Below are 866 nucleotides of genomic sequence, written 5' to 3'. Positions count from 1 at the left end.
GACTTGTCCCGTAACTGCTGGTCACGGGTGAGATGATCTTGGTGTGGCTGGTGTGATCACGGCGTCGGAGCCGTCCTGGATAGCCCCGTTCACCGGGCTGAGTCCGCGTCAGTTCGGCAAGCTGATCACAGCGTTGCGACGCGAGGGCGCCGACCCGGTGCGCAAGGGCCGGCCCTGGAGCCTGCCGCTGGAGGACCGGGTCCTGCTGATCGCCGCCTACTGGCGGACCAACCTCACGCTGCGCCAACTGGCGCCGCTGTTCGGGGTGTCCAAGTCCGCAGCCGACCGCATCATCGACCACCTCGGACCCGCGCTCGCCCTCCAGCCGCGCAGACGGTTCCGCCGGGACACCGTGCTGATCGTGGACGGCACTCTGGTGCCCACCCGCGACCACACCGTCGCCGAGCAGTCGAAGAATTACCGGTACTCCACCAACCACCAGGTCGTCATCGACGCCGATACCCGGCTCGTCGTGGCCGTCGGCCGGCCACTGCCTGGCAACCGCAACGACTGCAAGGCGTGGGAGCTGTCCGGCGTGAAAGACGCCGTCGGCCACACCACGGTCATCGCAGACGGCGGCTACCGCGGCACCGGCCTGGTCATCCCGCACCGCCGCGAGCGTGGCCAGGCCGAACTCCCGGCCTGGAAAGAGGAACACAACGCCTCGCACCGCAAAGTCCGCGCCCGCGTCGAGCACGCCTTCGCCCGGATGAAGACCTGGAAGATCCTGCGCGACTGCCGCCTCAAAGGTGACGGCGTCCACCACGCCATGCTCGGCATCGCCCGCCTGCACAACCTCACCCTTGCCGGGTGACGGAGAAACGGCAGGTCATCCAGCACACCAAAGATCATTTACGGGACAACGC

1 protein-coding gene is annotated in these 866 nt (G+C 67.8%); it reads left to right on the top strand.

What is annotated here, in order from left to right; genetic code table 11:
* Positions 1-43 precede the first annotated feature (43 nt).
* Positions 44-814 carry a transposase gene (locus AQI88_RS42415; RefSeq protein ID WP_067011155.1) on the top strand — a complete coding sequence of 257 codons (771 nt, stop codon included), beginning with the start codon at positions 44-46 and terminating at the stop codon, positions 812-814.
* Positions 815-866: the final 52 nt, after the last annotated feature.

Source organism: Streptomyces cellostaticus, assembly GCF_001513965.1.
Taxonomy (GTDB): Bacteria; Actinomycetota; Actinomycetes; order Streptomycetales; family Streptomycetaceae; genus Streptomyces; species Streptomyces cellostaticus.
The sequence above is the reverse complement of the archived record's forward strand: the minus strand, read 5'-3'. Positions and strand labels throughout refer to the sequence as shown.